This window comes from Pedobacter sp. (assembly GCF_035317785.1).
In the GTDB taxonomy this organism is placed as follows: Bacteria; Bacteroidota; Bacteroidia; order Sphingobacteriales; family Sphingobacteriaceae; genus Pedobacter.
Window position 1 is genome coordinate 1 of sequence record NZ_DATHGC010000153.1, and the last position, 3,256, is coordinate 3,256.

Annotated in this window: 4 protein-coding genes; all 4 read left to right on the forward strand. The window is 46.9% G+C overall.

Annotated elements, in window-relative coordinates:
* Positions 1–122: 122 nt before the first annotated feature.
* Positions 123–824 (forward strand): ArdC family protein, encoded by a 702-nt coding sequence (locus tag VK541_RS09665; RefSeq protein ID WP_324369388.1) that lies wholly within the window; start codon positions 123–125, stop codon positions 822–824.
* Between the two features lie 20 nt (positions 825–844).
* Positions 845–1,648: a DUF4099 domain-containing protein gene (locus VK541_RS09670; protein WP_324369389.1), complete on the forward strand. Its 804-nt coding sequence runs from the start codon at positions 845–847 to the stop codon at positions 1,646–1,648.
* Complete coding sequence (locus tag VK541_RS09675; RefSeq protein WP_324369391.1) at positions 1,611–2,270, forward strand: hypothetical protein; 660 nt, start codon at positions 1,611–1,613, stop codon at positions 2,268–2,270. The genes VK541_RS09670 and VK541_RS09675 overlap by 38 nt, the downstream gene beginning before the upstream one ends.
* A 504-nt stretch (positions 2,271–2,774) precedes the next feature.
* Positions 2,775–3,256: LLM class flavin-dependent oxidoreductase (locus tag VK541_RS09680; RefSeq protein WP_324369393.1), on the forward strand; the 482-nt coding region annotated here is incomplete at its 3' end.

Here is a 3,256-nt window from a genome sequence, read left to right on the forward strand (position 1 = left end):
CCTTCCGGTCTACCATGATTTCGGCGGCAAGAAGGAGGAGATCCTGATGCGAAATTTTTTACAGATCAACCAGGAGATTGAAAACCTGGTGCGCTCATTTATCAACCTATAATTTTTTATTTATGACTAAAGAAAAACCACTCCATGAGGCCGTGGCCGATAAGCTATTGGCCCAGCTTGAAGCAGGAACGTCCTTTCTGCAAAAATTAAATGGCCAGCCCCAACAGCGGCCTTTCCAGATTCCGTTTAATCCTTCCACTGGTAAATCCTACAGGGGGATGAACGCGCTGGCGCTGGCCATGCAGTCTTATGAAGATCCACGATGGGTCACCTTAAAGCAGGCCAATTCTATGGGCGCGCAGGTCCCCAAGGGTGCCAAAGCAACCCCGATAAATTTTTTGAAGGAGAATGAGGGGCAGATGGTCCCGCAAACCGCATGGGTGTTTAATGCTGAACAGATGAAAAATATGCCATCGCTGGCAGAGTCGCTGGAAAAACTAGTGCACCAGAAATCAGCGGTGGCGGATCCAGCGAAGCAGGTCACTAAACCAGTAAGCCAGGTTCTTTCAAAGGGTGATGAGATCGCTTACAATGGAACTACTTACCGGGTTAATGAAGATCAAAAACGCGGCAAGCAACAAATTGAAGACCTGGGTACTGGCGAAAAAATCAAAATATCCGCTAAAGACGGGTTACATGGCTCTCTGCTGGAGGCCAAATCTAACCCTCAGCAACTGGCGCAAGATATTTCGCAATCGGAATCTGTCGGCCAGTCCGGTGCGATGGAACAGGATCAAAACACTGGTTCAAGAATCAAACGATAAACACATTAAGAACTTTACACATGAACAAGAAAATATTTACAGAAACAGAACTGCCTATGGCCCAGCTTCAGCAGGCAGGTTTGGCTCATAATGGTCAGGTAATCATTTCCAAAGAAGAAATGGATGCCATGCTCAGTGGCAGGCGAACCGGTATGAAGTTGATCTATGATCTGCAAACCGCCGAAGGCACCCGGATTCCGGCTATTGATGCTAAACTATCCCTGGGGCGCGATGAGCAGGGTAAAGCAGAACTTCGGATACATCCAATTTACCATAAGGTTGATTACCCGCTGGAACTCACTGAGCAGGAAGTGGATCAGCTGATCAGCGGCCAGTCCCAGGGCATCTATAAAGTCGTCCAGCGTCCGGGAGAAGCTGACCAGGAATTCCTGTTTGAATACGACAAAGAAACCAACGAGTTTATCTACACCCAGCCGCATCTGCTCCAGGCACCGGAGCGGGTGAATGATGAAGAGTTAACTGCTGCCCAGAAAGAACTTTACCGGAAAGGCAAAGAGGTTGAGCTTAGTGATGGCACAAAATTCCGGTATACCGGGGTGGACACCGATCCGGTGCGTTCCAACAGGTTCCTGCTGATCGCCTCGATTTTAATTGATGGCGGCCTGACTTACCTCGCTTTTCACGGTCTGAAGGCGCTTGAAGGGGGAAAGCATAAGGACGCGAAAGCTGCTTTGCAAAGTGAAGGTTATGGGCGGGCGAAGGATAGGTATGAGGAGCAGGAATTTAAGATTCGGGAAAAAAAGGTTATGAAAATCGGGAATGATAATGAAAAGGCCTATTCCAGATCCGGAGTTTCCCGGTAGTGGTTTGCTGCTGAGCCATCTGGGTGTAAGTCTCAAGGTTCAGCAGTTCTTTGCTGATAGTTTTCATTCTCCGAGTAATGATGAGCTGTGTTTTTCTTACGGTACTGTTTCAGAATGTTTCCGTTTTGGATTTCACTATGTGCCCTTGGTGGCTAAGCCCTGGATAGCCGGAAACAGCAACCCCAGTCAGATCAGTCATGTTTTTCTTTGTAATTCAGCTATGGAAGCAGTCGCGTTCCTGGCTTTAAACTACAGCAGTTTTTCCGGTATGGGAAAGCTGCTGTTTATTTCCTTTGGAGTTTGTCCGGCCCAAGATCAGGTTGATTTGGTTCGGGAGCGGTTCAGGCACAAAAGGATCGCATTGATCTACGGCGGTGACTTGTTAGGCCGGATCGCTGATGTTAAAATTGCCTGCTGGCTGAATGGTAAGGACCTTACCGTTAGCCATCAAATGCCCGGTATTCTGAAACTCCGGTTTCAGGATACCGGGTATACTTTTTATGAAGAAAAACTCACCCTGAGCGCATTTGAACGGGCATCTGGTTTTCGCTCGGATGTGCGTACTTATAAACCCAGGCACTTTATGAGTTTTCTTGAGCAGTTGTTATCTCTAATGCTTTAGGTGTCGCCTGTATTGCAAGAATTTCCACTGCTGCATTTTTCTAAAATTTGCTTTACGCCGTCCCCGGTCGTATCTCCAGATACAAATCCCGGCAAATAAAAAAGCAAGACCCATCAGCGGCAGCGGGTTTTTGCTAAACAGTGCGCCATAATAAAGCCCGCAGTAAATAAAGCAGGCAAAAACCAGCTTGATCAAAGTTCTAATCATCACAATAAAATTTAAATGAACGATGTAATCAGGCCTGCGGCACGTGGCGTCTTCGGTTTACATCTAACCCCGTTGGAGACGCTAATTTACGAAATATTCGTGTAATTCCCAAAATTACGAATGCAGTATATAGTGTATATTTTTGATAAACAAGTGTTTATTATTGAACGTCTTTATGACGCAAACTTGTAAAAAGCATTTGCGCTTTTATCCTGAATAACCAGCGCCCGAACTTTGACTTTAGGCTAACGCAGTTTATTGGGGTATTGTCTAATTTGCGTCTTTAATCAGTACGATATGGAAATTGGAATAGATAGTTTTGCCTCGGCCATGTACGGCTCAAATACATTAACCGGAGTTGTTGCAATGCAGCAGTTACTGGAACGGATCAAGCTTGCAGACCAGATTGGCCTTGATGTATTTGGTATTGGGGAGCACCATAAAAAAGAGTTTTTGGATTCAGCAACGGCTGTGATTCTGGGGGCAGCGGCGGGGCAGACTAGTCGCATCCGGCTGACCAGTGCGGTCACTGTATTGAGTGCTGCGGATCCGGTCAGGGTTTTCCAAAATTTTGCGACTCTTGATCTGATCTCCAGTGGACGCGCTGAACTGGTGGTTGGTCGCGGATCGTCTGTTGAGGCCTATCCTCTATTTGGGTTTAACCTGGATGACTACGATGCGCTGTTCAGGGAAAAACTGGATTTACTGCTGAAAGTACGCGACCAGGAATTTGTAAGCTGGTCAGGTAAGTTCCGTCCGGCGCTGCAGAACCTGCCTGT

Excerpts from the sequence above, each read along its gene's own strand:
- VK541_RS09665 (WP_324369388.1), top strand. The coding sequence starts at position 123 with ATGACTAAAGAAAAACCACTCCATGAGGCCGTGGCCGATAAGCTATTG.
- VK541_RS09670 (WP_324369389.1), top strand. The coding sequence starts at position 845 with ATGAACAAGAAAATATTTACAGAAACAGAACTGCCTATGGCCCAGCTT.
- VK541_RS09675 (WP_324369391.1), top strand. The coding sequence starts at position 1,611 with ATGAAAAGGCCTATTCCAGATCCGGAGTTTCCCGGTAGTGGTTTGCTG.